Origin of the sequence: Vibrio sp. OPT18 (genome assembly GCF_015163615.1) — a bacterium.
Taxonomy (GTDB): domain Bacteria; phylum Pseudomonadota; class Gammaproteobacteria; order Enterobacterales; family Vibrionaceae; genus Vibrio; species Vibrio coralliirubri.
The window spans coordinates 14,655-36,858 of the sequence record NZ_JADDYK010000016.1; the positions used below are offsets into that span (position 1 = coordinate 14,655).

Annotated in this window: 20 protein-coding genes; 7 read left to right on the forward strand and 13 right to left on the reverse strand. The window is 44.1% G+C overall.

Annotated features, from left to right (window positions below; translation table 11 throughout):
- Positions 1-14: 14 nt before the first annotated feature.
- The 3 genes from IQQ51_RS01530 to IQQ51_RS01540 all read right to left on the reverse strand — a co-directional run bounded on the left by IQQ51_RS01530 (position 15) and on the right by IQQ51_RS01540 (position 2,313).
- The gene (locus IQQ51_RS01530) at positions 15-770 is read right to left on the reverse strand and encodes a sulfite exporter TauE/SafE family protein (protein WP_048606490.1); all 756 of its coding nucleotides are present in this window, start codon (positions 768-770) and stop codon (positions 15-17) included.
- Positions 771-884: 114 nt separating this feature from the next.
- Positions 885-1,400, reverse strand: a complete 516-nt coding sequence (locus IQQ51_RS01535) for a regulatory protein ToxS (protein ID WP_017066005.1) — start codon at positions 1,398-1,400, stop codon at positions 885-887.
- 1 nt (position 1,401) lies between these two features.
- The gene (locus tag IQQ51_RS01540) at positions 1,402-2,313 is read right to left on the reverse strand and encodes a transcriptional regulator (RefSeq protein WP_193840181.1); all 912 of its coding nucleotides are present in this window, start codon (positions 2,311-2,313) and stop codon (positions 1,402-1,404) included.
- A 270-nt stretch (positions 2,314-2,583) separates the two neighbouring features.
- On the opposite strand from IQQ51_RS01540, the gene htpG reads away from it, so the two are divergent.
- The 3 genes from htpG to hemH all read left to right on the forward strand — a co-directional run bounded on the left by htpG (position 2,584) and on the right by hemH (position 6,761).
- On the forward strand, positions 2,584-4,488 hold the full coding sequence (htpG, locus tag IQQ51_RS01545; RefSeq protein WP_193840182.1) for a molecular chaperone HtpG: 1,905 nt from the start codon (positions 2,584-2,586) through the stop codon (positions 4,486-4,488).
- Positions 4,489-4,876: 388 nt separating this feature from the next.
- Entirely contained in the window at positions 4,877-5,521 is a 645-nt protein-coding gene (adk, locus tag IQQ51_RS01550; protein WP_193840183.1) for an adenylate kinase, read from the forward strand.
- A gap of 277 nt (positions 5,522-5,798) precedes the next feature.
- Positions 5,799-6,761, forward strand: a complete 963-nt coding sequence (gene hemH / locus IQQ51_RS01555; RefSeq protein ID WP_193840184.1) for a ferrochelatase — start codon at positions 5,799-5,801, stop codon at positions 6,759-6,761.
- Between the two features lie 123 nt (positions 6,762-6,884).
- On the opposite strand, the gene IQQ51_RS01560 is transcribed toward hemH, so the two are convergent.
- The gene (locus IQQ51_RS01560) at positions 6,885-8,282 is read right to left on the reverse strand and encodes a peptide MFS transporter (protein ID WP_050620945.1); all 1,398 of its coding nucleotides are present in this window, start codon (positions 8,280-8,282) and stop codon (positions 6,885-6,887) included.
- A gap of 502 nt (positions 8,283-8,784) precedes the next feature.
- Here IQQ51_RS01560 and rfaH point away from each other — a divergent pair.
- Positions 8,785-9,291, forward strand: coding sequence for a transcription/translation regulatory transformer protein RfaH (gene rfaH, locus IQQ51_RS01565; RefSeq protein ID WP_048612174.1), 507 nt, complete (start codon positions 8,785-8,787; stop codon positions 9,289-9,291).
- A 79-nt stretch (positions 9,292-9,370) separates the two neighbouring features.
- On the opposite strand, the gene asnB is transcribed toward rfaH, so the two are convergent.
- From asnB to nagA, 4 genes are all read right to left on the reverse strand, one after another.
- Positions 9,371-11,041 (reverse strand): asparagine synthase B, encoded by a 1,671-nt coding sequence (gene asnB, locus IQQ51_RS01570; protein WP_017062196.1) that lies wholly within the window; start codon positions 11,039-11,041, stop codon positions 9,371-9,373.
- A gap of 235 nt (positions 11,042-11,276) precedes the next feature.
- On the reverse strand, positions 11,277-12,863 hold the full coding sequence (locus IQQ51_RS01575; protein WP_193840185.1) for a cation:proton antiporter family protein: 1,587 nt from the start codon (positions 12,861-12,863) through the stop codon (positions 11,277-11,279).
- A gap of 84 nt (positions 12,864-12,947) precedes the next feature.
- Positions 12,948-14,162: a DNA-binding transcriptional regulator NagC gene (gene nagC / locus IQQ51_RS01580; protein ID WP_017062194.1), complete on the reverse strand. Its 1,215-nt coding sequence runs from the start codon at positions 14,160-14,162 to the stop codon at positions 12,948-12,950.
- A 2-nt stretch (positions 14,163-14,164) separates the two neighbouring features.
- Positions 14,165-15,301: an N-acetylglucosamine-6-phosphate deacetylase gene (gene nagA, locus IQQ51_RS01585; protein ID WP_193840186.1), complete on the reverse strand. Its 1,137-nt coding sequence runs from the start codon at positions 15,299-15,301 to the stop codon at positions 14,165-14,167.
- A 475-nt stretch (positions 15,302-15,776) separates the two neighbouring features.
- Between nagA and nagE the strand changes: the two genes are divergently transcribed.
- Together nagE and glnS are read left to right on the forward strand one after the other, a co-directional pair.
- The gene (nagE, locus tag IQQ51_RS01590) at positions 15,777-17,336 is read left to right on the forward strand and encodes an N-acetylglucosamine-specific PTS transporter subunit IIBC (RefSeq protein WP_048612171.1); all 1,560 of its coding nucleotides are present in this window, start codon (positions 15,777-15,779) and stop codon (positions 17,334-17,336) included.
- Between the two features lie 302 nt (positions 17,337-17,638).
- On the forward strand, positions 17,639-19,306 hold the full coding sequence (gene glnS / locus IQQ51_RS01595; protein ID WP_017063407.1) for a glutamine--tRNA ligase: 1,668 nt from the start codon (positions 17,639-17,641) through the stop codon (positions 19,304-19,306).
- A 132-nt stretch (positions 19,307-19,438) separates the two neighbouring features.
- Here the strand turns inward: glnS and IQQ51_RS26545 are convergent, their stop codons facing one another.
- From IQQ51_RS26545 to fcrX, 3 genes are read right to left on the reverse strand one after another with little or no spacing between them, the layout of a single operon-like run.
- Complete coding sequence (locus tag IQQ51_RS26545; protein WP_228012637.1) at positions 19,439-19,792, reverse strand: hypothetical protein; 354 nt, start codon at positions 19,790-19,792, stop codon at positions 19,439-19,441.
- Positions 19,783-20,055, reverse strand: a complete 273-nt coding sequence (locus IQQ51_RS27855; RefSeq protein ID WP_322632732.1) for a prepilin-type N-terminal cleavage/methylation domain-containing protein — start codon at positions 20,053-20,055, stop codon at positions 19,783-19,785. Before IQQ51_RS27855 ends, IQQ51_RS26545 begins: the two co-directional genes overlap by 10 nt.
- Before the next feature lie 54 nt (positions 20,056-20,109).
- On the reverse strand, positions 20,110-20,559 hold the full coding sequence (fcrX, locus tag IQQ51_RS01605; protein ID WP_048612168.1) for a ferric iron uptake transcriptional regulator FcrX: 450 nt from the start codon (positions 20,557-20,559) through the stop codon (positions 20,110-20,112).
- Positions 20,560-20,766: 207 nt separating this feature from the next.
- On the opposite strand from fcrX, the gene IQQ51_RS01610 reads away from it, so the two are divergent.
- Positions 20,767-21,273, forward strand: a complete 507-nt coding sequence (locus tag IQQ51_RS01610; RefSeq protein WP_019820496.1) for a DUF4442 domain-containing protein — start codon at positions 20,767-20,769, stop codon at positions 21,271-21,273.
- Positions 21,274-21,369: 96 nt separating this feature from the next.
- On the opposite strand, the gene fldA is transcribed toward IQQ51_RS01610, so the two are convergent.
- Together fldA and IQQ51_RS01620 are read right to left on the reverse strand one after the other, a co-directional pair.
- Positions 21,370-21,903 carry a flavodoxin FldA gene (gene fldA / locus IQQ51_RS01615; RefSeq protein ID WP_010436745.1) on the reverse strand — a complete coding sequence of 178 codons (534 nt, stop codon included), beginning with the start codon at positions 21,901-21,903 and terminating at the stop codon, positions 21,370-21,372.
- 58 nt (positions 21,904-21,961) lie between these two features.
- Complete coding sequence (locus IQQ51_RS01620) at positions 21,962-22,180, reverse strand: DUF2788 domain-containing protein (RefSeq protein ID WP_004737900.1); 219 nt, start codon at positions 22,178-22,180, stop codon at positions 21,962-21,964.
- Positions 22,181-22,204 lie beyond the last annotated feature (24 nt).

Consider the following 22,204-nt stretch of genomic DNA (forward strand, 5'->3'; position numbering starts at 1 on the left):
AATCCTTTTAAATTCTATATCAGTAGTTTAATGCCAACGGCAAACGTCAATATTTCAAAAGCGGTTTTGACGAGCTGATTGCTTGAACGGTTGGCTAGATAGGCTCCTAAACTGCCACCTAAAAATGAACTTGCCAACAATATTGGTAGCCATAACCAGTAGACGGGGGCTCCCGCTTGAACGATGGCGAACCCACCAATACCATTCCAGAACAAACCCACGCATATCATGGTGAGTGCAACCGCCTGTTTGTATGTGAAGCCAAACCACCGAACGAGAAACAAGGTCACCAATAGCCCTGAACCTGCGGTCAGTGAGCCGTTAATAACGCCGATCAGTGCCAGACCAAAGCCACCGATGATCCACCCTCGGGTATTGCGGTTTTTCAGGTGTTCCTCTTGGCCTAGTTGTTTCTTTAGTCGAGAGTAGACGCCTAGCGCTAAGATCATTGCCCCAAGCAGTTTCTGTGCAATATTGTCGGGAATCAGTAGCACAATATTCGCGCCAATGACCACGCCAATGCTGCCGACAATAATCAAGTAACAGCAAAGCTTCCAATTCAGAGTTCCGCCTTTAATGTGGGTATACGCGGCGCCCAAACCTAATGCGACACTGGCGACTTTGTGAGTGGCTAAAGCGACTGAAAAGGGTAAGCCAAGAAATATAAGCAGTGGGAATTGCAGGAGTCCTGCTCCGCCACCCGATAAGGAGGCTAGGGTATTGGCGATTAAAGAGCCAAAGAACAGAGCTAGTGAGTTTATCCAATCCATAGAGTCTTCATTTGTTAGCTTCAGATAACAAAAAGGGGCTTCATGCCCCTTTTTCTATTGGTTTTCCGTTTCATGGTATTCAGCTATTCATAAACAGTAAATAGCGATCCAATCTTAGTTTGAAAACAATACGGTAGAACCATGATTTAAGCTAGTCAGTAGCAGTGCTTTCGGGTTAACAATATCTATGCGGCGGCTTTGCTCTGCGTCCATCTTAATGACTTGAGTGATCAGCTCTAGCTGTTCTTCTGAAAAGTCTTGGCGCTGAGCCGAAGTCACATCTTTAAACTCCGTTGGCGAAACCAGTAAGTAGTTATCGTTAATATCCCACTGACCCGTTTCAGAGATGTTGATGACATTCGCAGGCTCAGTTTGATTACCGTAAAGTCTAACCACTGACATTCTTAAATATGTACCATTTGGTAGGTATTTCGCATTCGATGATAGTTCAACTCTACGAAGCGGGCCGATTGAGTCAGCTTGCTTGTTATCGCTAATCAGCGTCACCATTTTCGACTGCCACTCATGCTGAGTGAGCAAGCGCTCTACTTTTGCATCGCTGCCCCAATATAACCAACCACTCAAGAATGCAGATAGAACCAATAAAATAATCGATACTTTTAATTTCATGTTACTGACCACCGTTACAAATGTCGTTTAGATCCGACTGATTTGCGTAAATTCTTAGAGTTACATTTTCGCTCGAGTAATCTTGCGGGTGAATGTAGTTGAGGGCAAGGTTGTTGGTTTGTCCACCTGTTGCAATCACTTCAGTCGGCTTTAGCATGCCAGTGTGATTCGTGTTGTAACGTAATACACACTTCTCTATCGCTGGCAGCCAACTGCTGAGGTCTGGGTGGTTTACCGGTGATTGAACCTTTACGCCATCGACTTCAGTTAATGTTTTGAACTCGGACTCTGCCGGGTTGGTAAACGTTAAAACGAGAATCGGCATGATGAAAGCGGCAAGCAGCAACCAAAATGTTAGCCATTTATTGGTGCTTTTAGTCGGAGCCACAACAGGGGCTGTTACTGGTTCTACTTCTACCTTGTTCTCTTGAACTTTTGCAATTGGCTCAGGTTCAACCGATTCCGTGATCGCTTCTTCAGTCGCTGCAGGCGTTGCAAACGTTAGGATAGGCTCTACGTCATTTTCTGCAATTTCAGCGGCTACTGGCTGATCATTTGATGATAGTGGGGCAGAGCGCTCAACGGTCGCAATAAATTGGTAACCGCGCTTAGGTACTGTCTTTACGAATTCAGGAGATTTAGTCGAGTCTTTGAGCATTTTTCTTAGCGTCGATACGGCTTGTGTCAAGCTTGAGTCATCCACCTCAAAACCTTGGTCTCGCCAAACATACTCGTGCAACTCATTGCGAGTGATAACTTCATTGGGTCTTTCTGACAGCATCAGGAGAATGCGGCTTTCATTGCTACCAAGACGTACGACTTCACCGTCGCTCATTTGATCAACAAGTGAATTGCTGTTTGGGTCGAATACGAACCGCTGTGCGAGAATAAACTTTGTGCCGATATTGCTCATTGAATTCTTCTATTTTGGGTTGTTTTGGGTGCGAAATAGACAAATCTCAGGTGAAGTTCCGTTAATTCTTCACCAAATCATGGCTTCTTTTATGTTCTTTTATATTTATCAGACTCAAGGATAATAAAAACAGATCAAAAAAACAGTGTTTTTATGATTTTTGACCTTGAATTTACATTTGTCATCCTCATGTTAATGAACAGAAGAGTGGCATCAAGTGTTACGCCCCTATGGTTATTCAACATAAAGTATAGATGTTTTGGAGTAAAAATGAGCGAAACGGCAACGCAAAATAAAGAGACTCGTGGCTTTCAATCTGAAGTAAAACAACTACTTCATCTAATGATTCACTCACTGTATTCAAATAAAGAAATCTTTCTACGTGAGCTGATCTCTAACGCATCTGACGCGGCTGATAAGCTTCGTTTTCAAGCTCTATCGAACGGTGACCTTTACCAAGGTGATGCAGATCTAGGTGTAAAACTTTCATTCAACGCGGAAGCAAACACGTTAACCATTTCTGATAACGGTATCGGTATGAGCCGTGACAACGTTATTGAGCATTTAGGTACGATTGCTAAGTCAGGCACTGCAGACTTTTTCTCAAAGCTGTCTGAAGACCAAAGCAAAGATTCTCAACTGATTGGTCAATTTGGTGTGGGTTTCTATTCTGCATTCATCGTTGCAGACGCGGTAACGGTTCGCACACGTGCAGCTGGCCTGCCGAACAATGAAGCTGTTCAGTGGCACTCTGCAGGTGAAGGCGATTACACAATCGAAGACATCACTAAAGAGTCTCGTGGTACTGACATCATTCTTCATATGCGTGAAGACGGTAAAGAGTTCTTAAATGAGTGGCGTCTGCGTGAAGTGATTGGTAAATATTCTGACCACATCGGCATTCCTGTTTCTATCTTCACAGCAGTGAAAGATGACGAAGGTAAAGATACCGAAGAGAAGCATTGGGAGCAGATCAACAAGGCGCAAGCGCTTTGGACTCGTAACAAGTCTGATATCGAGAAAGAAGAGTACCAAGAGTTTTACAAGCACGTATCTCACGACTTTGCTGATCCTCTAACCTGGAGCCACAACAAAGTTGAAGGTAAGAACGACTACACAAGCCTGCTTTACATCCCAGCGAAAGCACCTTGGGACATGATGAACCGTGACCACAAGAGCGGCTTGAAGCTTTATGTGCAGCGTGTATTCATCATGGATGATGCAGAGCAGTTCATGCCATCTTACATGCGTTTCGTTCGCGGCTTGATTGACTCAAACGATCTACCACTGAACGTGTCTCGTGAAATCCTGCAAGACAACAAGGTAACTCAGTCTCTTCGTGGCGCATGTACCAAGCGTGTACTGACTATGCTTGAGCGCATGGCGAAGAATGACAATGATAAGTACCTAGAGTTTTGGAAAGAGTTCGGCCTAGTATTGAAAGAAGGCCCAGCTGAAGACATGGCGAACAAAGAGAAGATCGCTGGTCTACTTCGTTTCTCGTCAACGGAAGTGGATTCTGCTGAACAAACTATCAGCCTAGAATCTTACGTTGAGCGCATGAAAGAAGGCCAAGATAAGATTTACTACCTAACAGCAGATAGCTACGCTGCCGCTAAGAACAGCCCACACTTGGAGCAGTTCAAAGCTAAAGGTATTGAAGTGGTTCTAATGTACGATCGTATTGATGAGTACGTAATGAACTACCTGACTGACTTCGCCGGTAAACAGTTCCAATCGATCACTAAAGCGGGCTTAGATCTAAGCAAGTTTGAAGGTGAAGAAGAGAAAGAGAAGCAGAAAGAGACTGAAGAAGAGTTCAAATCTGTTGTAGAGCGCACTCAATCTTACCTAGGTGGTCGTGTTAAAGAAGTTCGTACGACCTTCAAGCTAGCAACAACACCTGCGGTTGTCGTGACTGACGACTTCGAAATGGGCACGCAAATGGCGAAGCTTCTTGAAGCTGCGGGTCAAGCGGCACCGGAAGTTAAGTACATCTTTGAGATTAACCCTGAGCACGCACTTGTGAAACAGATGGCTGATGAAGCCGATGAGCAAGCGTTCGGCCGTTGGGTTGAGTTACTCCTTGGCCAGGCTATGCTAGCTGAAAAAGGCTCAATGGAAGATCCGTCACAATTCTTGGGTGCAATCAACGAGCTACTAACAAAGCGTTAGTCTTTCGACTTTAGGTTAAGCCAACAATTGTAATAAAAAGCTCGCAAATGCGGGCTTTTTTTATGAACGTCGTTGAAAATTGACCTAACGTGGTCAACGTCACCGTTATCGTCACAACAAATGTTGTCGATGCATTCTTTAGTCGTAAATTCAGCCAAATTGAATATTAATGTGATAGAATGCTCGACCTAATCAGCTGGGGCTAAGAAGCGACTATCTCCAGTTGTATGATTTTTAAACGTTATACCGAAACTTACCGTTTTGCTTCTGTTCACAGTTTTGCTTAGCCTCAATGGTTACTTAACGCTTTCTGTTCATCCTAAAAATGAGCAAGAATGGAGGGATAGTGAGCTTCGGTATAAATCATAATTTTATAAGAGGATTAAACATGCGCATCATTCTTCTAGGTGCTCCTGGCGCGGGTAAAGGTACTCAAGCTAACTTCATCATGAACAAATTTGGTATCCCTCAAATTTCAACTGGTGACATGCTACGTGCTGCTATCAAAGCGGGTACTGAGCTTGGTAAGCAAGCAAAATCAGTAATCGACGCTGGTCAGCTAGTTTCTGATGAAATTATCCTTGGTCTTATCAAAGAGCGTATCGCTCAAGATGACTGTGATAAAGGTTTCCTACTAGACGGTTTCCCACGCACAATCCCACAAGCTGATGGCCTAAAAGAAATGGGCATCGCTGTTGATTACGTTGTTGAATTCGACGTAGCTGACGATGTGATTGTTGAGCGTATGGCTGGTCGTCGTGCTCACCTTCCTTCAGGCCGTACATACCACACTGTGTACAACCCGCCTAAAGAAGAAGGTAAAGATGACGTAACTGGCGAAGAGCTAGTTGTACGTGATGACGACAAAGAAGAAACAGTTCGTGCACGTCTAGGCGTATACCACGATCAAACAGCTCCGCTTATCTCTTACTACGGTAAAGAAGCTGAAGCAGGTAACACTCAGTACCTTAAGTTTGACGGTACTAAGCAAGTTGCTGACGTTAGTGCAGAACTTGAGAAAGCACTAGCATAATTGGCTAACAGCCAGTTTTAGAATTTGATATATTGGAAGCGACCTTAAGGGTCGCTTTTTTTGTTTCAATTTTTAGTACGATACCAATCTAGATAATTTGATTGCACATGATTCAGAACGGTTCAGACCCGATGGCAGTGGCTAGCAATTGAGAGTGGATGTTGTGTATCTCATATGAAGAATGATTATTCAGACTTTCATTGGGGCGCAATGATCTTAAACTTATGCAGATTAGTATATTACTTTCCAGAAAATCACATATTGGTCTCAGGTATCTATGGAAAATAATAAAAAGCAGGGCGTTTTACTGGTGAACTTAGGAACTCCAGATTCGGCGACCCCAGCTGGCGTTCGTCGATTTTTGAGTGAGTTCTTACACGACAAGCGAGTTGTAAACCTAACGCGTTGGCTTTGGTGTCCTATATTACATGGCGTGATTTTACCGATTCGCTCGCCTAAAGTTGCTAAGCTGTATCAGTCTGTCTGGATGGATGAAGGCTCACCACTGCTTGTGTACTCTCAAAGACAAGCTGAAAAGCTCCAGAAGAAGCTAGAGATGCCTGTTGCACTGGGTATGACCTATGGCAACCCAAGCCTCAAGACTGGTGTTGAGCAACTGATGGAGCAGGGCGTTGAGGACATCATCGTACTGCCTTTATATCCGCAGTACTCTGGCACAACCACAGCGGCGGTTTCTGATGGTTTAACCAAAGCCTTTAAGCAGATGCCAGTTATCCCGAGCTATCGCTTTATTCGCGACTATTACGCGCACCCAAGCTATGCAAAAGCATTGGCTGAAAGCGTCCGCAGTCATTGGGATAAAAATGGCAGAGCCGATCATTTAGTGTGTTCTTTCCACGGTATTCCGAAGCGACTGGCTGATGAAGGCGATATCTACCCTCAGCATTGTGAAGCGACAACAAAGCTGCTTGCGGCAGAGCTAGGTTTATCAGCAGACGATATCACCATGACATACCAATCGCGATTTGGTCGAGAAGAGTGGTTGAAGCCATACACTGACGAGACACTTGAATCACTGCCAAGTAAAGGCATCAAGAAGATCGATATCATGGCACCTGCCTTTTCGGTTGACTGTTTGGAAACGTTGGAAGAGATTTCAGACCAGTGTAAAGAGACTTTCATTGACGCTGGTGGTTCGGACTTTAGCTACATTATGTGTCTGAACGACAGAGACTCACACATCGATATGATGGCAGAGTTAGTCGCTCTATTTCGCTAACAGCTGCTGAGCCTTGATTATGGCTTATCCTTAACATTAAGCCATATCATACAAATAACAAAAGGGCGGCTCATTGAGCAGCCCTTTTTGATCAGGATATTTTGTATCGAAACAGCTGGAGAGTTAAGCCGCAGATGTTTCTGTTGCTTGCTTAGCTTTTGGCTCTGCTTCAAGCGTCATGTTGGTTTCTACGCCATGCATCCATGACACAAGCTTACCAGCACAAAGCAGCAGTAATATGCCACTCACCGTTGCTGTGATAGCAATACCACTGAAGATAGACATAGCACCAAGCTCACCAACGTGAGAACCAACCAGGCCTGCCACGTAGTTTGCCACCGCATTGAAGCCAAACCATGCACCCATCATCAATGATGCTAGGCGAAGCGGAGCTAACTTAGTGACCAACGACAGGCCAATAGGAGATAGACAAAGCTCACCAAGGGTATGGAAGAAGAAAGCACCGACTAGCCATAGCATTGATGTTTTCACTGTTAGGTCGCCGCCTTGCTCCATTACCGCGCCCATCATGCACACAAAGCCCAGAGCTAAGAAGAACAATGCCATTGCAAACTTAACAGGAGAGTTGGGTTCACGCTTACCCAGTTTCACCCAGAACGCAGCAATGATTGGAGCAAGTGTAATGATGAAGAATGGATTCAAAGATTGGAACCACGCAGCAGGAACTTCAAAGCCACCAATCATACGGTCAGTATATTGTTGAGTGTAGATGTTCATTAGGCCGCCAGCTTGTTCAAAGCCCGCCCAGAAAACAATCACGAACAGACCCATGATAAGAATCACTTTTAGTCTGTCGAACTCTTCTTTGGTCAGTGGCGCTTTTTCTTTAGATTTGTTCAGTGCTTTCGCTCGTGCAGCTGCAGGCACAGAACCGATGTTGCCTAACCAAGACTGAGCCATTGTCATTTGCATGATTAAGCTAATAACCATACCAATACCAGCGGCTAGGAAACCTGCTTTCCAACCGAATGAATCGACAGCAGCGCCTGAAATTAAGCCACCAAGCAGCGCACCTAAGTTGATGCCCATGTAGAAAATGGTGAAAGCACCGTCACGGCGGTTATCGCCTTCTTGGTACAGGTCGCCAACCATGGTTGAGATGTTCGGTTTAAACATACCGTTACCACTGATTAGCAGTGCTAAACCAAGGTACAGCGCGTTCACTTGGTCTAAACCGATGAAGCCGTTAGGTAGAGCCAGTGTAAATTGGCCAAGAGCCATTAATACACCGCCAATCAGAATTGATTTACGCTGACCTAGGTAGTTATCGGCAATCCAGCCACCAATTAATGGTGTGATGTAGACTAAACCGGTGTAAATACCGTAGAGATCGAGTGCGTCTTTTGTTGACCAACCCAGTCCACCGTTGAGGGTAGTGTCAGTCAAAAATAAGACAAGGATGGCACGCATCGCATAGTAAGAGAAACGTTCCCATAGCTCTGTGCTAAAAAGTAGAAATAGGCCTCTAGGGTGGCCAAAGATGTTGTGGTTGCTTGGCATAAGTTTTACTAATTTTAGGTATTAAAAGATTTTATAGTCATTCATGTATACACAGTGGGATAAAAGTCTGCAATAGACGTATTTTATGGTCACGACAACTTGGTTTAGCTAAGGTGCTGATATTAAAGATCTTTACTTTTAATGTTGCCCATTTTAGATGTGCTGCAAACTAATTTTCCAGATTTGAGCTGGTTGGTTAATAACCTTCTTTAAAGCCATGTCGAATAAAGATGTTTAGATATATTGCTCTGGTGTATCGTTTTGAATTTAAATAGAATGGTATTCTCATTAATTGGGGCGTACATATGCTTACAACAATGAGCCTTTTGATCTCTAAATTATCCCTGTACAATGCTTAACCACTTTCGACACCTATAACTTTTTGTTGATAAATTGGTCTGCTACGCATTATTTTTCGTTCGCGACGATTCATTTTATTAATGGCGATTCAACCGTTTTAGGCATGTGGTAAAATATCCAAAAATATAAAATGGCTAGTTAAATGAAACGTTGGTATTTGCTTTACTGTAAGCGTGGTGATCAAAAACGCGCCCAGCAGCACTTAGAGAATCAAGGGGTAGAGTGCTTTTACCCTCAAATAGAAGTCAAAAAGGTGGTGAGAGGGAAAGAAAAGCAGGTCAAAGAACCGCTGTTTCCGTCTTACATTTTTGTACGCTTTGACTATGAGCAAGGCCCTAGTTTCACGACTGTTCGTTCAACACGTGGTGTTGTGGACTTTATTAAGTTCGGTGCACGGCCGCACGAGGTCCAAGGAGACTTGGTGTTTGAACTCAAAGAGTTTGAGAAGTGCTGCAGTAACGAAGTGGAAGATTGTTGTGTTGAGTTTGAATCCGGGCAGGTAGTTAAGATTCAGAGTGGCCAGTTTGCTGGGGTTGAAGCTATTTTCGATCAGAAAGACGGTGAGGCTCGATCGATTATGCTGGTGAAAATGATCAGCCAAGTCGTTCCAATCAGTATTGAGAACGAAGCACTACAAGCTCGCGCATAACTGCAGTAATAAAAAATAGGCTTAAAACAAAAGGCGCATAATGCGCCTTTTTTAGTCTTTAGGATTTGTTCAAAACGCTCTAAGCGTTGTAAGCATCGTTGTGAACGGCTTGTACTGCACGGCCTGATGGGTCGACACAGTTTTTGAATGACTCATCCCACTCAATCGCTTTCGCTGATGAACAAGCCACTGAAGGACCACCAGGAACACATTCTGCCGCTGATTCTAGAGGGAAGAGCTCCTCAAAGATTTCACGGTAAGCATAACCTTCTTTGGTTGTTGGCGTGTTGTAAGGGAAACGGAACTTAGCAGCTTCCATTTGTTGATCCGTTACTTTTGCTTCAGCCGTTGCTTTCAATGTATCAATCCAATCGTAGCCAACACCATCAGAGAACTGCTCTTTTTGACGCCATGCGATTGAATCTGGTAGGTAGTCTTCAAAACACTCACGCAGGATGTGTTTCTCCATCTTACCGTTACCACACATCTTATCTTCAGGGTTCAGACGCATTGCGACATCGATGAACTCTTTATCCAAGAATGGTACACGGCCTTCAACACCCCATGCCGCTAGCGATTTGTTTGCACGAGCACAGTCGAACATGCTTAGAGCAAGCAGTTTACGTACTGTCTCTTCGTGGAACTCTTTCGCGTTTGGCGCTTTATGGAAATACAGGTAACCACCAAAGATCTCATCAGCACCTTCACCAGACAGTACCATTTTGATGCCCATTGCTTTGATCTTACGAGCAAGTAAGTACATTGGCGTTGATGCACGAATCGTCGTTACATCGTAAGTCTCGATGTGGTAGATAACATCACGGATGGCATCTAAGCCTTCCTGAATGGTGTAAGTCATCTCGTGGTGCACAGTACCGATCTTGTCCGCAACTTCACGAGCAGCGATAAGATCTGGTGCGCCTTCAAGGCCAACAGCGAATGAGTGCAGTTGTGGCCACCAAGCTTCAGATTGCTCATCATCTTCGATACGCATTGCAGCAAAGCGCTTTGCGACGGCTGAAGTAATTGATGAATCAAGGCCACCAGATAGAAGTACACCGTAAGGAACGTCAGTCATTAGTTGACGTTTAACCGCTGCTTCTAGCGCTTCAGTCAGTTCTTCTTTGCTTGTGCTGTTGCCTTGTACCGCAGCGTACTCGTTCCAATCGCGGATGTAGTAGCGTTGAGGTTCAGCATCTTTCGAAGAGTAGAAGCTACCAGGAGGGAATTCACTGATCGTCTTACAAACTTCAACCAATGCTTTCATCTCTGAAGCCACGTAGTAGTTACCGTGCTCATCGTAACCTTGGTAAAGCGGGATAATACCAATATGGTCGCGGCCCACTAGGTACTCGTCTTTCTCTTCGTCGTATAAAACGAAGGCGAAAATACCGTTAAGCTCTTCTAGAAGGTCTGCACCCATCTCTTGGTATAGCGCTAGGATAACTTCACAGTCAGAATCAGTCTGGAACTGGTACTTATCTTCGTAGCGTGCGCGAAGTTCTTTGTGGTTATAAATTTCACCGTTTACTGCAAGAATGTGCTTTTTGTCTTGGCTGTATAGTGGTTGAGCACCGCTGTTCAAGCCAACAATAGCAAGACGTTCATGAGCAAGGATCGCTTTTTCACCAGCATAGATACCAGACCAGTCTGGACCACGGTGACGAAGCTTCTTAGACATTTCTAAAGCAATAGGGCGAAGTGCTGCGGCATCACTTTTAATGTCGAGAATGCCAAATACTGAACACATAGAACTTCCTTTTAAATAATTTCCAAATCAACTGCATTCAATTTGCCATTCTGGCTAAAAAAAGCAACCGGATGTGAGCAAAAAAATAATATAAAGGGTGATCTGTTAGAAATTATCTAATTTTTATGTGGTTTTGGTGTGTGGTGTTTAATTGCGGTTGGTTTTTTAAACAAAAACCTCTCAAAAGTGCGAAAAATAGGCAATTTTGAGAGGTTTAGTTGAACACCGTCTAATACTAGATTTTATTGATATTTGGATTTAACTGTTCGCAAACGTGGCGAGCAAAACCACTACCAGCCTCGCTGTAAATGTTAAATGCCGCATCAACGCCATTCTCTTTCAGTGTTTCGAGTTGATCGGGATATTCAGCAATAGCCGCAATTTGGCCTTTAAAGTTACGTGATTTTAATTGTTCTAAAGCGGTTTGATTACCTTGGTGGTGAGGCATTGCCAAAATCACCAGTTTTACGTTTGCTGTATCTAAAATTCGCTCCCAGAAATCTGGGTCAGTCGCGTCGCCAGAAATCACGTTTCTGCCATGGCTTCTGTGGTTGTGCGCGGCTTCTTCACGAACTTCGACACCTAGGCTGACTTTGCCATAGCGAGAACGTAATTCGTCATAAGCACCAGTACCAATTCGTCCCATACCAAGAATTAGTACTTGAGCCCGACCCGGGTCAATTCGCTTATCACGTTGATGAAGTTTCTCTGCCGCATGTTCTTTTAACCAACGTCCGGATTGTTGATAAAGCTTGTGACCCGCTTTATTGAGAGGTGCAGCGATTAAGAAGGATAGTGAAACTGCAATCGCCACAGCTACCAAAATGTCACCAGACATCCAACCCATCTTAAAGGCAAGACCGCCGACGATAAGGCCAAATTCACTGTAGTTAAACAGTGATAGAGACGCGAGTAGGGACGTTCGAACACGGAACTTGAATCGGTTGAGCACCAAGAAGTACAAAATGCCTTTTACTGGCAGTAACAACAAGAACAAGATAGCAAGCATAAAGCCTTGAATGGTCGGCTGTTCAGACAAGCCAATATTCAAGAAGAAGCAGACGAGGAAAAGCTCTTTGAGGTTAAACAGCGACTTCGACAGCTCTGAAGCTTTTGGATGACCAGCGAGCAACATACCCAAGATAAGAGCGCCTAAGTCTGGCTTTACACCTACAAACTGGAACAAGCCAGCACCAACAACTAATGCGAAGAAGATGCCGAACAGCACCAACATTTCACCGTGTCCCACCCAATCGAGGATCTTGTAGAACAACGGGCGAAAGAATGGCAACGCAAAGAGTGCGATGGCATACCACTCTGGAATCTTGCCTGTCGATACGGTCAAAAAGACCACGGCGAAGATATCCTGCATCACCAGAATACCGATCGCTAGCGTGCCATAGGTCGCATTCATCTCGCCTTTATCTTGTAGAGATTTAACCGCGAATACAGTACTAGAGAATGAAAGGGCAAACCCGAGTAGAACGATCTGTTCCATCGACATGGCTGCCAGAGATGAAATACCTAGGAACTTAAAACCAAATAGGGCGACCGCAAAAAACAGAGTAGATAAAAGGTTGTGGATTGTTGCGCCAGCCCAGATCTCCTTAGAGAGCAAGGTTTTGATGTCGAGCTTTAAGCCAATAGTAAATAGGAGCAGGGTGACACCAAGGTCAGCCAAGGTAATGATGGTGTCATTAGTTTCAAAGCCTAGGGCAAAGAGCCCGAAACCTGCGACCAAAAATCCAACTAATGGAGGAAGTTGACATTTTAAAGCAATAAATCCTGCGATAAACGCAGTGGATATTAATATAAGTTCCATAACTTGTTGTTGTAGTTCCCTAGCTTAAAAAAACGGGCCGTGTTCATACAAACACGGCCCGCGGAAAATCAAAATTATTGTTCTTTAATCTTCAAGTAGCTTCTGCAGTAACACACCGTTGAGCATGGCGCGCTTAATCATAGCAAAAGCTCCCATCGTAGGATGTTTATCGATCTGTGATGCTACAATAGGCAGGCCGCTATGGAAAGTCGTTAACGACTGATTCTCTACATTGCGCTTAATTGCAGGGAAAACAATCTCTTGTGCCTTGGTAATATCGCCAGCAATGATAACTTTCTGAGGGTTAAATAAGTTAATCGTCATCGCGATAGCCTTACCTAACTGGTTACCTACTCGAACTAAGCTTTGCTTGGCTAGCTCATCACCATTAATCGCGTGGTCACAAACGTCTTGAATCGTAATATGCTCAAGCTCTGTTAAAGAAGACTCATAGCCTTGCTTAATCAGTTTTTGCACTCGTTCAACGATCGCTGGGTTTGCCGCTACGGTTTCAAGACAGCCGAAGTTACCGCATTGGCATTGCTCGCCGAGCGGATCAATTTGGATATGACCAATTTCACCCACGTTACGGTTATGACCTAAGAAAACCTGACCATTTACGATAATACCTGCGCCGGTACCACGGTGAACACTCACTAAAATAGAGTCTTGGCTGTCTTTACTTGCACCGAAGTAGTGCTCTGCAAGCGCCATTCCGCGAACATCGTTACCCACAAAACAAGCGACATGGAATGTGTCGCGAATAATGTCACTTAAAGCCAGGTTATCGATATCCGTGTTTGGCATGTACTCAACAACACCTGTCGTTGGGTTAACCAAGCCTGGAAGTGTGACACCAATAGCAATCAGCTGATCGATCTTTGGTTGGTGTTCAGCAATGAAAGCCTTCAAATTATTAACCAAGCCTTGGGTAAGGTCTGACTGGTCTGAATAATTCAGGTCTTGCTGTTGGAAAGCCAACTCACGACCGCCAAGGTCATGAAGGCTTATTTGAATGTAGTCTCGACCTAAACGCACAGCGACAGAATGAAAAGGTTCTACTTCTGTGGTTAGGGAGATAGCGCGTCTACCGCCAGTAGACGCTTGCTGCGCAACCTCTTTAATTAGGCCGCGCTCTAAAAGTTGGCGGGTAATTTTTGTAACACTTGCCGGTGCGAGTTGGCTTACATCAGCCACTTGTATACGACTGATAGGCCCTTGTTGGTCTATAAGTCGGTATACCGCCGCACTGTTTAGTTGTTTAACTAAGTCTACGTTACCTATTTGTCCGCCATTCATACTTAATTGTGCTCGTATTGTCCGTTAACAACAGTCGCTTTAACGTTAAAGTCTCGGTCAAATACAGCTAGGTTTGCAACCATGCCTTTTTTGATTCGACCTAGCTTGCTTTCTACACCGATAGCCGCAGCTGGGTATAGCGTAGCCATGCGAAGAGCTTCGTCTAAAGCGATACCAGCGTGCTCAACTGTATTCTGAACTGCTTCAATCATAGTCAGAGCTGAGCCGCCCAGTGTGCCGTTTTCATCAACACACTTACCATCACGGTAATATACTTTCTTACCGACAAAAATAAAGTATTCCATGTCAGCACCTGCAGGAGCTGTGGCATCCGTCACTAATACCAACTTTTCTCCCTTGATTTTATGCGCAATTCTGATGTTTGCGTAATCAACGTGGAAGCCGTCGGCAATAATGCCAGCGTAAACCTCAGGCGTATCGTAAATCGCGCCAACAACGCCAGGCTCACGACCAACCATCGGCGTCATTGCATTGAACAGGTGAGTGGCGAACGTGATACCAGATTCGAAACCTTGACGCGCTTCTGCGTAAGTTGCGTTGGTGTGGCCGATAGAAACGACAACGCCAGCTTTGTGCAGGCGTTCGATGTGTTCAGGGTCGTTAAGCTCTGGAGCCAATGTTACTTTTGCAACAAGGTCACGGTTCTCACAGATAAGCTCAATCATTTCGTTGTCAGATTTACGAATGTGATCGACGCTATGGATACCTTTTTTCGCAACGTTCAGATAAGGGCCTTCAAGGTGCAGACCTAAAGATTGGTTTTGGTACTGGTTGTGGTATTCACGAGCTGCCGTAATAACCGCACGCATATCTTCGTCTGAAGAGGTGATAAGCGTTGGCAGGAAGCTAGTACAGCCAGATTTCAGGTTTGCTTTGTGCATGATCTGCATGGTTTCTGCAGTGATCTCATCGTTAAGCATTACACCGCCACAACCATTCAGTTGTAGGTCAATGAAACCCGGGCTTAGGTTTGCTCCGTCTAGGTCGCGAACCTCGATTTCTTCTGGCAATTCGGAGATAGGACAGACTTTTTTGATCAGTTCGTTTTCGATTACAACAGCATGATCGGTTAGAACATCACTACCAGTGTAAATTTTACAGTTACTTAGCGCGTACATAGTCAGCTAATCCTTATTTCGTGAGATCTTTTAAATTCGTTCGTTACCTAAATGCGGACTTAGTTTGCGAGCATCATTTACGTAACGATTTATCTTTTATGGGCAAACGGCTTCAAAATGAAAAGCGATTTAAGTTGTTGAAAAACATATAAACAATTGATTTTTATTATACATTTAGGTTCATCAATAATGATTATTCACGGTGCTCTATAAGCCCGGAGTTACCATCTTTTTGCCTAATGATTAGATTTGGATTTTATCCATAAATGTTCATTTTTTTGAATGATAAAATAAGTTTTATGATCTCGCTAGCAAAAACCTCTGGATTTGGTAAAAACTGGTGATTAGGATCACAAATGGTAAGGTTTTAATTTGCGGAGCAAAATTAATTGAATACACTGAATAGGACTAAATTGAGCGACTAAAATAAGTTTCTCAAACGAATTCTAAAAAATCCTATAGGGGGAAACAACTGGTGAATATTCTAGGATATGCACAGAAGCTTGGTAAGGCGTTAATGCTACCAATCGCAACGCTTCCGATTGCGGCGCTTCTTTTACGTTTAGGTCAAGGCGATCTACTTGATATTCCATTCATGGCGCAAGCTGGTGGTGCTATCTTCGGTAACCTACCATTGCTCTTTGGTCTAGGTATCGCGATTGGTCTTTCTAAAGACGGTAACGGCGCAGCGGGTCTTGCTGGTGCAGTTGCTTACTTCGTACTAACTGCTACAGCAACGACAATTAACGCAGACGTTAACATGTCATTCTTCGGCGGTATCTTCGCAGGTATCATCGCAGGTCACTCTTACAACGCTTTCCACGCGACACGCCTTCCAGAATGGCTGGCTTTCTTCGCGGGTAAACGTTTAGTACCTATCATGGCCGGTCTATTTGCACTTGTTGCAGGTGCTGTGTCTGGTGTGGTATGGCCTGGTGTTCAATCTGGTCTAGACGCACTGGCTCATGCAGTATCAACGTCTGGCGCTATCGGCCAATTCGTTTACGGTACTCTTAACCGTGCACTTATCCCTGTAGGTCTACACCACGTATTGAACTCATACTTCTGGTTCGGTATGGGTACATGTCAAGAAATCATCGTTGCTGGTCAAGGCGCATTCGCTAACATCACTCAACTTTGTGTTGACCCAGCACTTGCTAAAACTCTAGTTGTTGGCCAAGAGCACACATTCACATTCGCGAACTCTGTAACTCCAGAAATCACTACTGTAGTTAAAGAAGTGACTGAAACTGTTAAATCTGGCGACCTACACCGTTTCTTCGGCGGCGATAAAGGCGCTGGCGTATTCATGAACGGTTTCTTCCCAGTAATGATGTTCGGTCTACCAGGTGCTGCACTTGCAATGTACCTAGCTGCTCCTGCTGAAAAACGTAGCCAAGTTGGTGGCGCACTATTCTCAGTTGCATTCTGTTCATTCCTAACAGGCATCACAGAGCCGCTAGAATTCATGTTCGTATTCCTAGCTCCTGCTCTATACGCAATGCACGCTGTATTTACAGGTCTGTCTCTAGTAGTTGCTAACATGTTTGGTACTCTGCACGGTTTCGGTTTCTCTGCTGGTCTTATCGACTTCGTATTGAACTGGGGTCTAGCAACTAAACCATTCGTACTACTACTAATCGGTCTTGGCTTCGGTGCTCTATACTTCTTCACTTTCTCTTTCGCAATCCGCGCTTTCAACTTGAAATCGCCAGGTCGTGAAGATGATGACGAAGCTGTTGCTGCTCCTGCTGGCGACGCACCAAAGGGCGACCTTGCACGTCAATACCTGAAAGCTCTAGGTGGTCACGACAACCTAACTTCAATCGACGCTTGTATCACTCGTCTACGTCTAACTCTTAAAGACCGCTCTGTTGCAGATGAAGTTGTTCTTAAGAAACTAGGTGCTAAAGGTGTGGTTAAACTAGGTGAAAACAACCTACAGGTTATCCTAGGCCCACTAGCTGAAATCGTAGCTGGCGAAATGAAAGCTATCGGTGCAGGTGAAGACCTATCTGATGTAAAACTTCCATAGTAAGGGAAGTACTTAATTAAGATGTAAAGTTACTCTTAAGTAAGTGTCAAATTGAAAGCCTCCCACATGGGAGGCTTTTTTGTGCCTGCAGTTTAAGACCAGCGAACATGGTTCGTTCTATTCTTCATCGAATAGCAGAAATAATCGCAATTAACGGACGGTTCTTATTGTGCAAAGGCTAAGAATTGTGGATGATTAGCAACAATGATCTTTCTATCTTTGACTGGCGCTATAAGCGACCGTTTTCTTGGGGACGAAAGATAACTTTCTCTGACAATACTAAATACATAGAGGTGCTATAGATGAGTGAAGCTGAGGCTCGTCCATCGAATTTCATTCGCCAAATTATTGATAAAGATTTAGCGGATGGTACACACAGTAGCGTGCATACTCGTTTTCCGCCGGAGCCAAATGGCTACCTGCACATTGGTCACGCTAAATCTATTTGCTTGAACTTTGGTATTGCTCAGGACTACCAGGGACAATGTAATCTTCGTTTCGATGATACAAACCCTGAAAAAGAAGACGTTGAATACGTTGAGTCAATTAAGAATGATGTAAGCTGGTTAGGCTTCGAATGGTCTGGTGATATTTGTTACTCATCAAACTACTTCGATACGCTTTACGCTTATGCTGTGGAATTAATTAATAAAGGCTTAGCGTATGTTGACGAGCTAAGTCCTGATCAAATCCGTGAGTACCGTGGCACGCTAAAAGAGCCAGGTAAAGCGAGCCCATACCGTGACCGCAGCCCTGAAGAGAACCTAGCGTTGTTTGAAAAAATGCGTGACGGTGGCTTCGAAGAAGGTAAAGCGTGTCTACGTGCTAAGATCGACATGAGCTCTTCGTTCATGGTTATGCGCGATCCTGTTATCTACCGTGTTCGTTTTGCTCACCACCATCAAACGGCTGACAAGTGGTGCATTTACCCAATGTACGACTTTACTCACTGTATCTCTGATGCGCTGGAAGGTATTACGCACTCTATCTGTACGCTTGAATTCCAAGATAACCGTCGTTTGTACGATTGGGTTCTAGATAACATCACGATTGACTGCCAACCTCGTCAGTACGAGTTTAGCCGCCTGAATCTTGAATACACAGTGATGTCTAAGCGTAAGTTGAACCAACTTGTGGTTGAAAACCTAGTTCAAGGTTGGGATGACCCACGTATGCCTACTATTTCTGGCCTACGTCGTCGTGGTTTTACTTCAAGCTCGATTCGTGAATTCTGTAAGCGTATTGGTGTGACTAAGCAAGAGAACATGATTGAGTTCGGTTCACTTGAATCTTGCATCCGTGATGATCTGAACGAAAACGCACCTCGTGCAATGGCTGTTCTGGATCCAGTTAAGATCGTCATCGAAAACTACGAAGCAGATACAGTAGAAACGCTAACGGTTGCAAATCACCCGAACAAGCCAGAAATGGGCACTCGTGAAGTACCATTTACACGTGAAGTTTGGATTGAGCGTGATGACTTCCGTGAAGAAGCAAACAAAAAGTACAAGCGTTTGGTTCTAGGCAAAGAAGTTCGTCTACGTGGCGCTTACGTGATCAAAGCTGAACGTATCGAAAAAGATGCAGAAGGCAACATTACGACTATCTTCTGTTCTTACGACAATGAAACATTGGGTAAGAACCCTGCAGATGGCCGCAAAGTGAAAGGCGTTATCCACTGGGTATCAGCTGATAAAGCGCTGCCTGCTGAGATTCGTTTGTACGATCGTCTATTCACAGTGCCAAACCCAGCCGCTGCTGATGACTTCGCTGCAACGCTAAACCCTGAATCACTTGTTACGCTAAATGGTTTTGTTGAACCTAGCCTAGCAGAAGGTGTTGCAGAGCAAGCGTACCAGTTTGAACGTACAGGCTACTTCTGTGTGGATTCGAAAGACTCTAAAGCAGATGCACTAGTCTTCAACCGTACGGTTGGTCTACGTGATACTTGGGGTAAAACTGAAGCTTAATGCTTGAGTATTTAGTTTGTTAAAAACGACCCAATAAAAAACCGGCTTAGAGCCGGTTTTTTTGTATCTTAAATTTGATTACTAAGGCGCTTCTAGTGACCAACTAGCGTTTTAAGCACTAGAGCCAGAGCTTTAGGGATTATTGGGGTCTTGTTGGGTTACTTCACCCGTGCGTGAGTTGTACCAGAAAACATAACCTGCATTTCCAGGATCGCTGTCGAAATCGACTCCAGTGTAGATGTAGTAGCAAAGCGCGAGTTTGTTTTGAGGAGTACCGTCTTTGGCAACAAAGCTATGGTTTTGACGGCGGGTAACAAAATCAAAATTGTTGGACTGGCTCGGGTCTGTGGTAGCAGTCAGGTCGGTTGTCATAATGGCATTCCATATTGACACACACCCTTGATCACCTTGACCTATGTTGTAAGGCTGACCCATAGGGTTACCTTTATCAACGCCAAGTGGGTAGCCGACGTCATTTATGTCCAATTGAGCATTGCCGTCTGCGTCTTCCCCAAACCTGGCATGTCATTCATTTCAGCGTTGCCGCCGCCGCTGACTAGCCATTTACTGTGAGCAAACGTGATCGCGCTTTGAAATTGAGATTGAGCAGCGTCAAACAGAGCGATACGGCCATCGGTTTGAATGTTAAGAAAACAGGGAAGGGCAACAACAGCAAGTACGGCGATAATCACCACAACAACCAACATCTCAATTAAAGTAAAAGCCTTAACTAGCGGGATTCTTTTCATGGATACTTTATGGAGCCCTATATAAAAAACGCCGGCCTAAGCCAGCGTTCTGTATTACTTTTTCGCTTTATGCGCGTCTGGATTGCCTTTGCAATCTCCGCTAATGCTTTTGCCGTACAAGTACAAACTGTGGTTTGTTAGTTGCACGTTGTAACGCTGAGCAATCTCTTTCTGTCTTTCTTCGATAAGATCATCAGAGAATTCGATCACTTCGCCACAATCTAAACATACAAGGTGGTCGTGGTGGTGCTGTGTAGAAAGTTCAAATACAGACTTGCCGCCTTCGAAGTGGTGACGAGTTACAATGCCAGCGTCATCGAATTGGTTAAGTACTCGATAAACGGTTGCAAGACCGATTTCTTCACCTAGGTCGATCAGCTTCTTATATAAATCTTCAGCACTAATATGTTGGCAGTCTGGCTGTTGTAATACTTCTAAAATTTTGAGCCGTGGAAGGGTCACTTTAAGACCTGCATCTTTTAGCGCTTGATTATTGTCTGACATATACTTTCCTGTTGATGATCTGCAGCAATTAACAGAATTCAATATTAATACCATTATAGTTTAGTCAGGCATAACAATAAACCACGAACTTCAAAGGGTTACTTACTGACATCACAATCTGTTTTGTAAATTGGAAGTATCTCACTTATAGTGGAGGTACGACCAGTCAAGGTGACGGTGTTTCTGATATGAACATGGAATGTTGTTATGAATAAGCAACTCGCAAAAATATATAAACCCAACATTGTAAAATTTGCTCTTAATATTTGGCCTCCCTTTTGGGGAGCGGGTATTCGAATAGCCCACATTAGCGCTGACTTTAGGGTTGTTAAGACAGTACTTAAGCTACGCTGGTGGAATAAGAACGCCAATCGTACTCAATATGGCGGCAGTATCTTTTCTCTTACCGATCCCGTTTACTCATTGATGTTAATGGGAATTTTAGGTGAGCGATATTATGTTTGGGATAAAGAAGCGAGCATTAACTTCATCAAGCCGGGGCAATCGGACTTGTATGCAGATTTTGAGATAAGCCAAGGGCAGCTTGACGATATCTATCGTCAGACGCAACTCGGTGAAAAGTGTTTCCCCGAATTTATTATCCACGTGAAAGATAAGCAGGGTAATGTGGTTTCAGAAATTCAACGCACCCTCTATGTAAGAAAGAAGCCGCAATTTAGAGATGACGATGAAGCATTAGAAGCTGAGTGCTAGTTAATAGATTTTAAATAGCAAAAAACCTCCTATAAGGAGGTTTTTTCATATCTACATAATGGTTATTAATTGTAACAATTAACAACCACTAGAGAATTAGTCTTCTAGCTCTGCTAGGCACATCTCTTCGTGGATTTGTTTAACCCAGTTAGATACACGCTCATCAGTTAGCTCAGGTTGACGGTCTTCATCGATACATAGACCAACGAATTGGCTGTCATCGCCTTCAACTAAACCTTTCGATGCTTCGAATTCGTAGCCTTCAGTTGATGTGTGACCTAGGATAGTACCGCCTTTCGCTTCAACGATGTCACGGATAGTACCCATAGCATCACAGAAGTATTCTGCGTAATCTTCTTGGTCGCCACAACCAAAGATAGCAACAAGCTTAGTTGAGAAATCAATAGCTTCTAGCTCTGGGAAAAAGTCATCCCAATCACATTGTGCTTCGCCGTAGTACCACGTAGGGATACCAAGCAGCAGTAGATCGAAGTTATCGATATCTTCTTTGCTGCTTTTTGCAATGTCTTGAACGTGAACGAGCTGTTTGCTCAATTGCTTTTGAATCATCTTAGCAACAGCTTCAGTGTTACCTGTATCGCTACCAAAGAAGAGACCTACACTTGCCATAGAATCATTACCTTTCATTTTGTCTGTTGTCGGTGTAATAAAGTTCGGAAGAGAATCGTTAGATCCCAGTTCCTTCCCAGCTTAGTTGGATTATCCCTTTGGCGATAAAACCCGCACAGCCAAGGAAAAGTACTAACCATACGATGCGACGACCAAATGGAGGAACATTTCCCTGTTTGAGAACGTCCTTAATTGCCATACCGATTAAAAAGAAAATCGCGGCAAACAGGAGATCTAAACCAACAGATTCGATGATGTTCATGTAGTCGTAAAGCATGGGAACCTTATATACCAATTTTGC